Genomic DNA, 13,073 nt, shown 5'->3' on the forward strand with positions numbered 1-13,073 from the left:
GCACCGTGGCGATCGCCGCCGTCAGCGTGGTCTTGCCATGGTCGACGTGACCGATCGTGCCCACGTTCACGTGCGGCTTGGTGCGGGTGAATTTACCTTTTGCCATTTTTCAATCCTTGAAAGAGCATGTCCCGTGTGTTGGTTTTATGTCTGCATCCGATTGCTGGTTCGCCTCGCACGGGAACGTGGCGGCACCGGATCGCAGACAACGAGGGCCACGCACTGCGCGGCCCTGCATTCTTGAAAACTTACTTTGCGCGAGCAGCCACGATGGCTTCGGCAACGTTGCGCGGAGCTTCAGCGTAGTGCTTGAACTCCATCGTGTACGTGGCGCGGCCTTGCGACATCGAGCGCAGCGTGGTCGAGTAGCCGAACATTTCCGACAGCGGCACTTCGGCCTTGATGGACTTGCCGCCACCGATCATGTCGTCCATGCCCTGCACCATGCCGCGGCGTGAGGACAGGTCGCCCATCACGTTGCCGGCGTAGTCTTCGGGCGTTTCGACTTCCACGGCCATCATCGGCTCCAGGATCACGGGGCTGGCCTTGCGGGCGCCTTCCTTGAAACCGAAGATCGCGGCCATCTTGAACGCCATTTCGTTCGAGTCCACGTCGTGGTACGAACCGAAGTGCAGCGTGACCTTGACGTCGACGACGGGGTAGCCCGCCAGCACGCCTTGCGTCAGCGCTTCAACAACGCCCTTTTCCACTGCGGGGATGTATTCGCGAGGAACCACACCGCCCTTGATGGCGTCGACGAACTCGAAACCCTTGCCCGCTTCCTGCGGCTCGAGCTTCAGGATCACGTGACCGTACTGGCCCTTGCCGCCCGACTGGCGAACGAACTTGCCTTCGGCTTCTTCGACGGTCTTGCGGATCGTTTCGCGGTAGGCCACTTGCGGCTTGCCGACGTTCGCTTCCACGCCGAATTCGCGCTTCATGCGGTCCACGATGATTTCGAGGTGGAGCTCGCCCATGCCGGCGATGATGGTCTGGCCCGATTCTTCGTCGGTCTTGACGCGGAACGACGGGTCTTCCTGAGCCAGGCGCTGCAGGGCGATGCCCATCTTTTCCTGGTCGGCCTTGGTCTTGGGTTCGACGGCCTGCGAGATCACCGATTCCGGGAACACCATGCGCTCGAGCGTCACGACGGCTGCGGGATCGCACAGGGTTTCGCCCGTGGTCACTTCCTTCAGGCCCACGCAGGCGGCGATGTCGCCGGCGCGGATTTCATTGACTTCTTCGCGGTTGTTCGCGTGCATCTGCACGATACGGCCGATACGTTCCTTCTTGCCGCGCACCGGGTTGTAGACGCTGTCGCCCTTGGTCAGCACGCCGGAGTAGACGCGCACGAAGGTCAGCTGGCCCACGAACGGGTCGGTCATCAGCTTGAATGCCAGGGCCGAGAACTTCTCGTTGTCGTCGGCCTTGCGGGTGACGGGCGCTTCGTCTTCGTCGGTGCCGTTGACGGGCGGAATGTCGGTCGGTGCCGGCATGTATTCGACGACGGCGTCGAGCATCGCCTGCACGCCCTTGTTCTTGAAGGCCGAGCCGCACAGCATCGGCTGGATTTCGCCGGCGATGGTGCGCTGGCGGATGGCCTTCTTGATTTCTTCCTCGGTCAGCTCGTTGCCTTCGAGGTACTTGTTCATCAGCTCTTCGCTGGCTTCGGCAGCCGCTTCGACGAGCTTTTCGCGGTATTCGTTGCAGACATCGGTCAGGTTCGCGGGGATGTCACCGTAGGTGAAGGTCACGCCCTTGTCTTCGTCCCAGATGATGGCCTTCATCTTCACGAGGTCGACGATGCCCTGGAAGTGCTCTTCGGCACCGATCGGGATCTGGATCACGACGGGGTTGGCCTTCAGGCGGTCGACCATCATCTGGCGCACGCGCAGGAAGTCGGCGCCGGTGCGGTCCATCTTGTTGACGAACGCGAGGCGGGGCACCTTGTACTTGTTGGCCTGGCGCCAGACGGTTTCCGACTGGGGCTGCACGCCGCCGACGGCGTCGTACACCATGACGGCGCCGTCCAGCACGCGCATCGAGCGCTCGACTTCAATGGTGAAGTCCACGTGGCCGGGGGTGTCGATGATGTTGATGCGGTGTTCTTCGAACTTGCCAGCCATGCCCTTCCAGAAGCAGGTGGTGGCAGCCGACGTGATCGTGATGCCACGCTCTTGCTCTTGCTCCATCCAGTCCATCGTGGCGGCACCGTCGTGCACTTCACCGATCTTGTGGTTCACACCGGTGTAGAACAGGATACGTTCGGTCGTCGTGGTCTTGCCAGCGTCAATGTGCGCGGAGATACCGATGTTGCGGTAGCGCTCGATGGGGGTCTTGCGGGACATGATTTACTTTCGGGTTAAATGCGTTGAGCGCTGGTTCTCGAGTACGGACGACATCGCCCGACACTCAAGATCCAACGCCCAAGCTGTGTCTGATTTTTAGAAGCGGAAGTGGCTGAATGCGCGGTTGGCTTCTGCCATGCGGTGCACTTCGTCGCGCTTCTTCATGGCGCCGCCACGGCCTTCCGTGGCTTCCATCAGTTCGTTGGCCAGACGCAGGGCCATCGACTTCTCACCGCGCTTGCGGGCAGCTTCCTTGATCCAGCGCATCGACAGGGCGAGGCGACGGACGGGACGGACTTCGACCGGCACCTGGTAGTTCGCACCGCCAACGCGGCGCGACTTCACTTCGACCATCGGCTTCACATTGTTGATGGCAACGGTGAAAGCCTCGAGAGGGTCCTTGTCCGGGTTCTTCTTTTCGATGAAGTCGAGGGCACCGTAGATGATGCGCTCGGCAACAGCCTTCTTGCCGCCTTCCATGATCACGTTCATGAATTTGGACAGCTCGACATTGCCGTACTTGGGATCCGGCAGGATTTCACGTTTGGGGACTTCGCGACGACGTGGCATTTTTCTAACCTCTTTGCTTCAGTTGGCATCGTTTCCGATACCGCGAGAGCCAGTCAGGACTCTCACTTACTCGACCCGGGATTGGGTCACTTCGTTCGACAAGCCCGCCAAGGCCATCGAACACCGCTTGTTTTTTTACAACAGGAAGGCTTAAGCCTTCTTGGGACGCTTCGCGCCGTACTTGGAACGCGACTGCTTGCGGTCTTTCACGCCTTGCAGGTCGAGCGAACCGCGCACGATGTGGTAACGCACACCGGGCAAGTCCTTGACACGACCGCCGCGAACCAGCACGACGCTGTGTTCCTGCAGGTTGTGGCCTTCGCCGCCGATGTAGGAGATGACTTCGAAGCCATTGGTCAGACGGACCTTGGCAACTTTACGAAGCGCCGAGTTGGGCTTCTTTGGCGTCGTGGTGTAGACGCGGGTGCAGACACCGCGACGTTGCGGCGAGTTCTGCATGGCAGGGCTCTTCGAATTGATCTTTTCGACCGTTCGACCCTGACGCACCAGTTGATTGATGGTTGGCATGAATGAATTAGTCCCAAAACGCCCCGGCCTTGGCTGTGAAACCGTCCTTGTCCTTGTCGTGACGCAAGGCAGGGAAGCCGGGAATAACGAAAACGTGAAACCCTTCGGAAATTTCCGAAAAGCCCACGAGTATAGCAAACGAGCATGAAACAGCAAGGTCAGCCGCGGCGGCTGGCCGCCGACGGCCTTGCAATACCACTGATTTACTTGATCCAGAGCCGCACGGCATCCCAGGCTCGGCCGAATATCCCTGCCTGCTCGACGGGCTCCAGGGCGACCAGCGGCACATCCGCGACCGGCTGGTCGTCCAGGGTGACCTTGAGCGAACCGACGGGCTGGTACTTGGCGAACGGAGCCACCAGCGGATCGGGGCGCGACACCTGGGTCTTGATCTTGGCGGCAGTGCCGGCCGGCACCGCGACCACGATGGCCTCCGGACGACCCAGCTTCAGGATGTTGGCCTTGCCCTTCCAGACGGCCGGAGTGGCAGCCGGCTGGCCTGCGTCGAACAGGCGGACCGCGTCGTAGGCCGTGTAACCCCAGTTCAGCAGCTTCTGCGACTCGTTGGCGCGCACGGTCTCGCCGGTGGTGCCCAGCACGATCGACAGCAGGCGGCGCCCACCGGTCAGGTTCGGGAAGTCGCGCTTGGCGGTGGCGATCATGCAGTAGCCGGCCGCTTCGGTGTGACCGGTCTTCAGGCCGTCGACAGTCGGGTCGCGGAACAGCAGCAGGTTTCGGTTGGTGTCGTTGGTCGACGGGGTGCCCGGATAGCGGTACTTCTTGATGGCGTAGTACTTGGCTTCCTCGGGGAAGTCGCGCACCAGGCGGGTCGCCAGGATGCTCAGGTCGCGGGCCGTCGTGGTGTGACCGGGGGCCGTCAGGCCTTCGGGGTTCTTGTAGCTGGTGTTCTTCATGCCCAGGGCCTTGGCCTGGGCGTTCATCATTTCGACGAAGTGCTCCACCGTGCCGCCGACGCCCTCGGCCAGCGCCACCGTGGCGTCGTTGCCGGACTGCACGATCAGGCCCTTGATCAGGTCTTCCACCGGCACCTGCATCTTGGGGTCGATGAACATGCGCGAGCCGGGCATCTTCCATGCGCGCGGGCTGACCGGCATCGTCTGGGTCAGCGTGATCTTCTTGGCGCGCAGCGCGTCGAACACCACGTAGGCCGACATCAGCTTGGTGAGCGAAGCCGGCTCGACCGGGCTGTCGATGTCCTTCTGCGCCAGGATCTGGTTCGCGGTCACGTCGAGCAGCAGGTAGCTGCGCGCGGCGATTTCGGGCGGCGTCGGCACCTGGGCGACGGCGATCAGGCTGACGGATGCAGCGGCGGTAAGGACCAGCGCGCGGAGCGCGCCAAGAAAACGATTCATGGGGAGTTCGGAAAGAGACGAAAACAAGCCTGCGAGGCTTTCACGCGATGTCCGCGCGCAGATGGCGGACCACGAGACTTTTGAGCAGCGGCAATTGTCCGTGAAAGAAATGGCCGCCCCCGGGAACGACTGTGACAGGAAGTGACTGGGGCCGCGCCCAGTCCATCACGGCGGAGAGCGCCACGGTGTCGTCGGCTTCGCCATGAACCACCAGCATGCGCTCGTGCGCCTCGGCCGGCAGCGTGGCCACGGTGTTGCGCGCGGCGGCCGTGCCCACCAGCACGATCTGCCGGATGTCGCGTTCGGCCCAGAGTCTTGCGGCGGCGCCGCTCGCGACGAAAGCACCGAAGGAAAAGCCGGCGATCGCCAACGGACCTTCGGACGCCAGCTGGCCCACGACATTCAGCATGTCGTCCAGCTCACCGCGTCCCTCGTCGTGCACGCCTTCGCTGGCACCCACGCCGCGGAAGTTGAAGCGCACCGTGGTCCAGCCGCAGGCGACGAAAGCGCGCGCCAGCGTCTGCACCACCTTGTTGTCCATCGTGCCGCCGAACAGCGGGTGCGGATGGGCGATCACGGCAATGCCGCGCGCAACACCGGCAGGCTGGTCGCGTTGAACCTCGATCGCGCCGGCGGCGCCCTGGAGGCTGATCTTTTCGGTCTGGGAGTTCATTGGCGCAGGGTACGAGCGGAGAGCCGGTGGAAAAGTTCAGCGTCCGACATCGGGAGGCAGCACCAGCCGCTCGACGACCTGGCCGTTCTTCAGGTGCGACTCGACGATTTCGTCGATGTCCTCGCTGTCGACGAAGGTGTACCAGACGGCTTCGGGGTACACCACGGCCACCGGCCCGCCCGCGCAGCGGTCGAGGCAGCCGGCCTTGTTGACGCGCACCTTGCCAGGCCCTGCGAGCCCCTGCTCCTTGACCTTCGCCTTGCAGCGATCGAAGCCCTCCTGCGCGTTGTGCATGGCGCAGGAGTCTTCGCCGTTCTTGCGCTCGTTGAGGCAGAAGAAGATGTGGCGACCGTAATAGCCGGACGGCTTGGCGGGAGAGGAACTGGGCATCGGCAGATTTTAGTGACCGCCTCCCGGCGTCGTGGCCCGGACGCTCAGACCGTCGCAACGGCGGCAGGCCGGCTCCGCCGCGACAAGGCGGCCACCACATACGCCAGCACGGCGAATGGCCAAGTCCAGCCGAGCCACTGCGCCAGTCCGTGGAAGCGGATGAAGCACCCCTGCTCCCAAGTGGCCAAGGTCTGGGCGAAGTACGCGCTCTCGGGCGCCTGGTTCAGCAGGCTCAGCTGCAGCACGAGCCCCACCAGCAGCAGTGCCGCGCAGAGGCGGCGCGGCGCGAAAAGCAGCAACACGCCAGCGAACAAGGCCGCGGCGATGCCGACCTGCACCGGCAGGTCCAGCCATGCCCATGCGTGCTCGGGCCCGTAGCTCAATGCCGCCGACAGCGCCGAGGCCGCGACGCCGGTCAGCAGCGTCAGCGGCAGCAGGACCGCGCGCTGGGCCACGGAGCGCGCCACCAGGTAGCCCAGCAGGCACGGCACCAGCGCGCCGAGCATCACGCACAGCAGTTCCACCGCGGGCACCAGCGGTTCGAGTTCGAACTGCCGCAGCGGCAGCCAGTCGATGAAGGGCGTGTCGAGCAGCCATTCGGAGATCGCCACTTCGAGCCGCTCGAACACCTGCCCGAGCCCGAAGGTGACGGCGGCCGGAAACAGCAGCGCGAAAGGCCACAGCGCGAGCAGCACCAGCGCGCCGCGCGACTCCTCGACGAACCACTGCGAACGCGCGCGGCTCCAGTGCGCAACCGCGCCCAGCCGCTCCAGCCCCGCCGCCAGCACCGCGCCGAGAACGGTGCCGGTCGTGTTGAGCCCCAGGTCCACATTGGAAGGGATGCGCGCAGGCAGATAGCTCTGCAGCGTCTCCATGGCGAAGGCGATCGCCGCACCCGCTATGACGGCTCGCAGCACGGCATGCCAGACGGCAGCAGTCCGGCCCGTGCGCAGTGCCGCCAGGGCGCAGAGGAATCCGAAGGGCATGTAGCCCACCACGTTGACGGCGAAGTCGAAACCCGTCCAGTACTTGGGCCAGGGCGCCGACAGGTAGGCCCAGGGCGCGATCCCCTGGTCGCGCCAGTCGGCGAACGGATAGAGGCTGGCGTAGACGATCAGCGCTGCATAGGCGAGCGCCAGGGGGAGCGCGGTTGACTTGTGCGGCCTCTCCACCATGTGCACCGGGCTTCAGAACGGCTTGACGACCACCAGGATCACGATACCCAGCAGCAGCAGCACCGGCAGTTCGTTGAACCAGCGGAACCAGCGGTCGTTACGCCGGTTCTCGCCCGCCACGAAGCGGCGCAGCAGCACGCAGCAGCCATGGTGGTAGCCGATGGCCACCAGCACCAGCGCCAGCTTGGCATGCATCCACCCGTTGCCCGGGCCACGCCCGATGCCGTAGCCCAGCCAGAGCCACAGGCCGAAGCCGAGCGCCGGAACTGCCAGGAAAGTCGTGAACCGCATCAGCTTGCGCGCCATCAGCAGCAGCCGTTCACGCTCGGCCACCGACTCGGGCGGCACCATCGCCAGATTGACGAAGATCCGGGGCAGGTAGAACAACCCCGCGAACCAGCTTGCAATGAAGACGATGTGAAGAGATTTGACCCAGAGCATGGCGGCAGTTTAGTGGCGCCCTCTCGCCGGCCCCGGGGTTTTGCGGCAGTGCCTCCGCACGGCGGGCAAAAAAAAGCCCGACGTCTTCACGCCGGGCTGGGAAGCCCTTTTGCTGTCACACATCAAGGCACCCGCTCAGGGAGGAAAAGCGGGGAGCGGCAAGCCGCCCGCTTCAGAATTTAACAAAGACGAAACAAGGTTTCAAGCGACTGAGGCACTTTCTTTGACATTTAAGGCAAAAAATTTAGAACCTTGGTTCTACGATTTTCCGTAGTTGTCAGACAACCGCCTCCTTCGAACGGACGCGGCGAAATGTCGCTTCAGGCACAATTTTGGATATATGACGTCATCATCTTCCCCCTTGGCCATGTTCCCCGCCGGGCGGCCGCGGCGCCTGCGCCGCGATGCCTTCACCCGCAACCTCGTGCGGGAGCACGCGCTGACGGCCAACGACCTGATCTACCCGGTGTTCGTGCAGGAAGGCGAAAAACGCCGCGATGCCGTGCCTTCGATGCCCGGCGTGGACCGCCTGAGCCTCGACCTGCTCTTGCCCGTGGCCGAGCAGTGCGTCGCCGCCGGCATCCCGGCGATGGCGCTGTTCCCGGTGATCGACGCCAGCCTCAAGACACCCAACGGCGACGAGGCCTTCAATCCCGACGGGCTGATTCCCCGCGTGGTGGCCACCCTCAAGGCGCGCTTCCCCGAACTGGGCGTGATGACCGATGTCGCGCTCGACCCCTACACCAGCCACGGCCAAGACGGCCTGCTCGACGACATCGGCTACATCCTCAACGATGCGACCGTTGAAGTGCTGGTGAAGCAGGCGCTCACACAATCGCAAGCCGGCGTCGACATTGTGGCGCCCAGCGACATGATGGACGGCCGAATCGGCGCCATCCGCACCGCGCTCGAGGCCCGCGGCGACGTGCACACGCGCATCATGGCCTACAGCGCCAAGTACGCCAGCGCCTTCTACGGCCCCTTCCGCGACGCCGTGGGCTCGGCCGCCACGCTCGGCAAGAGCAACAAGAAGGTCTACCAGATGGACCCCGGCAACAGCGACGAGGCCCTGCGCGAAGTGGCCATCGACATCGCCGAGGGCGCCGACATGGTGATGGTGAAGCCCGGCATGCCCTACCTCGACATCGTGCGCCGCGTGAAGGACCAGTTCCACGTGCCGACCTTCGCCTACCAGGTGAGCGGCGAGTACGCGATGCTCAAGGCGGCCGCCCAGAACGGCTGGCTCGACCACGACGCCGTGGTGCTCGAAAGCCTGCTGGCCTTCAAGCGTGCCGGCGCCGACGGCGTGCTGACGTACTTCGCGCTCGACGCCGCGCGCCTGCTCCAGAAGTAGCGCGCACCGGCATGCGCATCTTCGAAATCAATCGCTCGCAGGTCAGCGAGCACTCCGCACTGACGCCGTTGACCGTGCCGGGCGCGTGCGGCGCAGGCGGCTACCTGTGGATCTCGCTCACGCGCGAGGAATTTCGGACTTCGCTGGCCGAGGTGCAGCAGATCCTGCAGACCTTGTGTCTCACGCAGCTGGTCGACCTGCACGTGGCCGACCTGCTCAACGATCAGCTGCCTTCACACTACGACTACACGTCCCAATACGACGTGCTGGTGTTCCGGCGCCTTGCCAACGGGAACGGGCAGGGCCAGGAGGCCCCGGCGGGTGGCGCGGCGCCGCGCCTGCCCCGCAGCGGCCCGCCCGTGCTGCGCCGCGTCGACACCCGTCCGGTCGGCTTCGCGGCGTTCGACCGCGTGCTGCTGTCGGTGCACCCGGAAGACGGCGCGGTGCGCGACGCCTTCGCCGCGCGGCTGCTGGCGGCCGGCTCGCCCGACGACCGCGGCGCGCCAGCACTCGACGTGCGCGCCACTTCGTCGCGCGTGCCGGCCAGCCCTTCGGACCTGATGCTGCGCGTGATCAACCAGATCGTCGACGGCTACCTCGACCTGCGGCGCGAACTCACCAAGCAGCTCGACCACTGGCAGACCGAGCTGATCGACCCGCGCAGCCGCTTCACCAACTGGGGGGCGCTGATGGAAGCGCGCCAGTCGCTGCACCACCTGGACGAGATCTGCGAGGACCAGCGCGCCGCCATGCAGGACTGGATCGACTCGCTCGAGACCCTGCCCGTGCCCAAGGGCGAGACCGAGCGGCGCGAGCGCGAACTCATCATGATCCGCAGCCGCGACGTGCTCGAGCACATCGAGCGCGTGGTGCACCACGTGCACCGGCTGGAGCAGAACGCCGAAACCGCGGTGCAGATGCACTTCAGCGTGCAGGGCCACCGTGCCAACGACATCATGCGGGTGCTGACGGTGCTCACTGCCGTGTTCCTGCCGCTCAACCTCATCGCGGGCATCTTCGGCATGAACTTCGAGTTCATCCCGCTGGTGCACAAGGCCGACGGTTTCTGGATCGCGATGACGTCGATGCTGGTCATCGCCGTGCTGCTGGTGCTGATCTTCTGGCGCAAGCGCTACCTCGCCCGCACGCGCTGACTCCCCTATATATCAGCGGCAAATGCAAAAGGGCCACGCTTTCGCGTGGCCCTTTTGCATTTGGGCAACCCCGAGGGGCCGCTTCGATTACTTGGCGATAGCGCCCGAACCTTGCTGCGCCTGGAGTGCGTCAGCCGGATTGGCCATCGTCGAGATGACCTTGCTGTTGACGCGCGAACCCGAAGTCACGTTCTGGTCGGGAGCGTAGGCGGTGCGAACGGCTTCGGCTTCGACGATCGCGCGGTCCTTCGACACGGCGACGGTTTCCGCACCGCGCGAACCGCGCACGACGTTCTGGTTCGGAGCCGACGCGGTGCGTGCGGCTTCGGCGTTGACGTCGTCGCGGCTCTTGGTCGAGACGGCGGTGTTCACGCCTTGGTAGGTTTCGGCTTGGGCGCCAACGGCGGCCAGCAGGGTCAGGGCGGCAGCGGCGAGGATTTGCGAGGTCTTCATGTTCAGTTCTCCTAGTGTGTTCGTCGGATGGTTCGTCCACCAGGCTTGCTGGTTCGCTTGCCTGTGCGGCGAGTTTCCCGGCGAACGGCCCTGCCAGAACACTCGGATCAGAGACACCGTGTTTCCTCTATTGAAACAATGCGAGCATCAAGGCATGCCGGTAGAAGAAAGCGGCCGGTTCCGGAACGGCCCAGCCGTGGCTGGCAACGTCGGCGTGAACCACAGTGTCGCGGGAGCCGGCTAAGAAAAACCCCGGAGAATCGAACCATCGCGTTCCCAAAACGGAAACAATGGGCTTATTCACATGGACAGTCTCGACCTGATCAGAACCTTTCGGGAAGTCGCCTCGCAAGGCAGTTTTTCCCAGGCAGCCAAGAGGCTCGACATGTCGAAGGCCACCGTCAGCAAGTACGTGGCCGAGCTGGAAACCCGCTTCGGCGTGCGTCTTCTCAACCGCTCCACGCGCTCCGTGAGCCTCACCGACGCCGGCCAGCTGCTGCTGGAGCGCAGCACGCCGGTGCTCGAGATGGTCGAGCTCACCCAGTCGGAACTGCAGGACCGCGCCAGCCAGCCCGGCGGCCGGCTGCGCATCTCGGCCCCGCACGGCATGGGCAACGGCGAGTTTCCGAACCTGCTGGCCGACTTCATGCGCTACTACCCCGACGTGACGATCAGCCTGCAGCTGACCAACCGCACCGTCGACCTCGCCGAGGAAGGCATCGACGTCGAACTGCGCAGCGGCCCGGTGGAAGACGCCAACCTCATCGTGCGCAAGCTGCGCCTGATGAACATGGTGGTCTGCGCCTCGCCGATCTACTGGAAGAAGCACGGCAAGCCCGAGCATCCGCGCGACCTGTCTGGCCACGACGCCCTCACGTTCTCGCTGCTGGGCCAGCAGCCGGTGTGGCGCTTCGACGAGAACGGCACGCCGCTCGACGTGCAGGTCAAGAGCCGCATGGACTGCACAGAGGCTGCGCCGCTGATCCGCGTGGCGATGCACGGCTTCGGCGTGATCTACCTGCCGTCGATCCTCGTGCAGTCGCACCTCGACCAGGGCGAACTCGTGCCCGTGCTGCAGGACTACGCGCGCAAGGACATGTGGCTGTCGGCCGCCTACCTGCAGCGGCGCCACAACAGCGCCGCGCTGCGCGCGCTGCTCGACTTCCTGCAGACGCGGGTGGGTCCTGAATCGGCGCAAAGAAGCAAGTAAGGGCGCCGAGGCGCTGCTTCAGCCGACGTGCTTCGCAAAGAACGCCAGCGTGCGTTCCCGCGCGAGCTTTGCCGCGTCGGCGTCGTAGGAGCCGCGCTGGTCGCAGTTGAAGCCGTGGCCGACCGGGTACACGTGCACTTCCACCTCCGGATGCGCCTTCTTGAACGACTCGACGGTGTCCAGCGGAATCCAGTGGTCCTGGTTGCCGAAATGCGCGAGCACCGGCACCTTGGGCTGGCGTGCCGTTTCCTCGGGCGTGGTCATGCCGCCGCCGTAGTAGGGCGCCGCTGCCGCCAGGCCCGGCAGCAGCGCCGCTGCGCGCCACACCAGCAGGCCGCCCCAGCAGTAGCCGACGATGCCGACCTTGCCGGCCTTCGACGCGTAGGCGATGGACGCCTCGATGTCCTGCAGCACGCCCGGCGCCGGCAGCGCCTCGACCGCGGTTTTCAGGCCGAAGCCGTTCTTCATGTCGTCGTCCGAATAGCCCAGCTCCACGCCCGGCTTGACGCGGTGGAAGGTCGACGGCGCCACGGCGAGGTAACCCTCCGCCGCGTAGCCGTCAGCCACCGCGCGGATGTGCGAGTTGACGCCGAAGATTTCCTGCACCACGACCACCGCGCCGCGCGGCTTGCCCGCCGGCTCGGCCACGTAGGCGGGGAAGATGAAGCCGTCCTTGGCCTTGAGATCGATGAATTGACCCATGTTGTCTTGCTCCTTGATGGCAAATAGATGAATGAATGAATGCCGGGGGTCAAGGGCGCAGCGCCCGCTCGACAAAGTCGAGGCGGTCCTGGCCCCAGAAGATCTCGCCGTCGATCACGTAGCTCGGCGCGCCGAACACCTGGATGTCGATGGCCTCCTGCGTGTAGGCCTCGTAGCGCTCCTGCACCGCCTGGCTCTGAGACTGCTCGGCGCGCTTGGGCGACAGCCCGCATTCGATGACCAGCGAATCGAGCACCTTCGGATCGCCGATGTTGCGCTCCTGCACCCACACGGCCGCGAACACCGCCGCGCACATGCGCATGGCGGCCTCGGTGCCGTCGTGCATGTCGACCGCGATGATGAGCCGGGCCGCATCGTCGCTGGCCACGGGAAAGAACTTCGGCCTGGTGTTCAGCGGCAGGCCGAGGTGGCGCGAGAAGCGCGCCAGGTCGACCAGCCGGTACGCCTGGCGCTGCGGTGCGCGTTTGCCCAGCGGCAACCCGCCCGACACAGGGAACACGCTGCCCATGTCGATGGGCCGTACGCGCACCGCGGCACCGGCGGCCGCGGCAATCGCCGCGAAGCGGGAATGCCCCAGATAAGTCCATGGGCTCTGTGGCGCAAAGTAGTAGTCGATGGTTCTGTTGGTGCTCATGCGCGTGCCCCCGATGATGTAATCCAAGCCAACGGTTTTAACTGACA

15 protein-coding genes are annotated in these 13,073 nt (G+C 64.8%); 3 read left to right on the top strand and 12 right to left on the bottom strand.

Features of this window, described 5'->3' with window-relative positions; all coding sequences use genetic code 11:
* The 9 genes from PMI12_RS04545 to PMI12_RS04585 all read right to left on the bottom strand — a co-directional run.
* Positions 1 to 106, bottom strand: a 106-nt coding sequence (locus PMI12_RS04545) for a GTP-binding protein (RefSeq protein ID WP_007829589.1), incomplete at its 3' end; no start/stop codon positions are given.
* A gap of 142 nt (positions 107 to 248) precedes the next feature.
* Positions 249 to 2,348 (bottom strand): elongation factor G, encoded by a 2,100-nt coding sequence (gene fusA / locus PMI12_RS04550; protein WP_007829590.1) that lies wholly within the window; start codon positions 2,346 to 2,348, stop codon positions 249 to 251.
* Positions 2,349 to 2,444: 96 nt separating this feature from the next.
* Entirely contained in the window at positions 2,445 to 2,918 is a 474-nt protein-coding gene (gene rpsG / locus PMI12_RS04555) for a 30S ribosomal protein S7 (RefSeq protein ID WP_007829591.1), read from the bottom strand.
* A 150-nt stretch (positions 2,919 to 3,068) separates the two neighbouring features.
* Complete coding sequence (rpsL, locus tag PMI12_RS04560; RefSeq protein ID WP_013543948.1) at positions 3,069 to 3,446, bottom strand: 30S ribosomal protein S12; 378 nt, start codon at positions 3,444 to 3,446, stop codon at positions 3,069 to 3,071.
* Positions 3,447 to 3,649: 203 nt separating this feature from the next.
* A complete protein-coding gene (locus PMI12_RS04565; protein WP_007829593.1) occupies positions 3,650 to 4,819 on the bottom strand; it encodes a D-alanyl-D-alanine carboxypeptidase family protein in 1,170 nt (389 codons plus the stop codon).
* A gap of 40 nt (positions 4,820 to 4,859) precedes the next feature.
* A complete protein-coding gene (locus PMI12_RS04570; protein ID WP_007829594.1) occupies positions 4,860 to 5,492 on the bottom strand; it encodes an alpha/beta hydrolase in 633 nt (210 codons plus the stop codon).
* Between the two features lie 36 nt (positions 5,493 to 5,528).
* Positions 5,529 to 5,882 carry a (2Fe-2S) ferredoxin domain-containing protein gene (locus PMI12_RS04575; RefSeq protein WP_007829595.1) on the bottom strand — a complete coding sequence of 118 codons (354 nt, stop codon included), beginning with the start codon at positions 5,880 to 5,882 and terminating at the stop codon, positions 5,529 to 5,531.
* 44 nt (positions 5,883 to 5,926) lie between these two features.
* Positions 5,927 to 7,057, bottom strand: a complete 1,131-nt coding sequence (locus PMI12_RS04580) for a VanZ family protein (protein WP_007829596.1) — start codon at positions 7,055 to 7,057, stop codon at positions 5,927 to 5,929.
* Positions 7,058 to 7,069: 12 nt separating this feature from the next.
* Positions 7,070 to 7,498, bottom strand: a complete 429-nt coding sequence (locus PMI12_RS04585; protein ID WP_007829602.1) for a CopD family protein — start codon at positions 7,496 to 7,498, stop codon at positions 7,070 to 7,072.
* A gap of 367 nt (positions 7,499 to 7,865) precedes the next feature.
* Here PMI12_RS04585 and hemB point away from each other — a divergent pair, with 367 nt between their 5' ends.
* On the top strand, positions 7,866 to 8,852 hold the full coding sequence (gene hemB, locus PMI12_RS04590) for a porphobilinogen synthase (RefSeq protein ID WP_007829604.1): 987 nt from the start codon (positions 7,866 to 7,868) through the stop codon (positions 8,850 to 8,852).
* 11 nt (positions 8,853 to 8,863) lie between these two features.
* A complete protein-coding gene (locus PMI12_RS04595) occupies positions 8,864 to 10,006 on the top strand; it encodes a magnesium transporter CorA family protein (RefSeq protein WP_007829606.1) in 1,143 nt (380 codons plus the stop codon).
* A gap of 87 nt (positions 10,007 to 10,093) precedes the next feature.
* On the opposite strand, the gene PMI12_RS04600 is transcribed toward PMI12_RS04595, so the two are convergent.
* Positions 10,094 to 10,459, bottom strand: coding sequence for a hypothetical protein (locus tag PMI12_RS04600; RefSeq protein ID WP_007829608.1), 366 nt, complete (start codon positions 10,457 to 10,459; stop codon positions 10,094 to 10,096).
* A gap of 304 nt (positions 10,460 to 10,763) precedes the next feature.
* Here PMI12_RS04600 and PMI12_RS04605 point away from each other — a divergent pair, with 304 nt between their 5' ends.
* The gene (locus PMI12_RS04605; protein ID WP_007829610.1) at positions 10,764 to 11,669 is read left to right on the top strand and encodes a LysR family transcriptional regulator; all 906 of its coding nucleotides are present in this window, start codon (positions 10,764 to 10,766) and stop codon (positions 11,667 to 11,669) included.
* An 18-nt stretch (positions 11,670 to 11,687) separates the two neighbouring features.
* Here the strand turns inward: PMI12_RS04605 and PMI12_RS04610 are convergent, their stop codons facing one another.
* Both PMI12_RS04610 and PMI12_RS04615 read right to left on the bottom strand, forming a co-directional pair.
* The gene (locus tag PMI12_RS04610; protein ID WP_007829612.1) at positions 11,688 to 12,371 is read right to left on the bottom strand and encodes a dienelactone hydrolase family protein; all 684 of its coding nucleotides are present in this window, start codon (positions 12,369 to 12,371) and stop codon (positions 11,688 to 11,690) included.
* A gap of 49 nt (positions 12,372 to 12,420) precedes the next feature.
* Complete coding sequence (locus tag PMI12_RS04615; RefSeq protein ID WP_007829614.1) at positions 12,421 to 13,026, bottom strand: 2-hydroxychromene-2-carboxylate isomerase; 606 nt, start codon at positions 13,024 to 13,026, stop codon at positions 12,421 to 12,423.
* Positions 13,027 to 13,073 lie beyond the last annotated feature (47 nt).

Origin of the sequence: Variovorax sp. CF313 (assembly GCF_000282635.1) — a bacterium.
Taxonomy (GTDB): domain Bacteria; phylum Pseudomonadota; class Gammaproteobacteria; order Burkholderiales; family Burkholderiaceae_C; genus Variovorax.